The 267-nt window shown below is 65.9% G+C and carries 1 protein-coding gene; it reads left to right on the top strand.

The window, feature by feature from the left end:
- Window positions 1–267 (top strand): AMP-binding protein (locus PY650_RS37000; protein ID WP_285885076.1); only part of this gene is annotated, 267 nt, incomplete at both ends.

The raw sequence follows: 267 nt of genomic DNA, 5'->3' as shown, positions 1-267 counted from the left end.
GTCCCGATCGGCCGTCCGATCGCCAACACGCGGCTCTACCTGCTGGACGGTCATGGTGCACCGGTGCCGTTCGGGGCGGTGGGCGAGCTTTATATTGGCGGGGCCGGCGTTGCCCGCGGCTACCTCAACCGGCCGGAGCTGACGGCCGAGCGGTTCATCGCCAGTCCCTTTGTAGAAGGCGATCGGCTGTACAAGACCGGTGACCTCGGACGTTATCTGCCGGACGGCAATCTGGAGTTCCTCGGCCGCAACGACGAGCAGGTGAAG

The sequence above is a fragment of the Martinezella calliandrae genome, from assembly GCF_030272695.1.
Classification (GTDB): Bacteria; Pseudomonadota; Alphaproteobacteria; order Rhizobiales; family Rhizobiaceae; genus Rhizobium; species Rhizobium calliandrae.
This window is presented reverse-complemented; position numbering and strand designations above follow the sequence as displayed.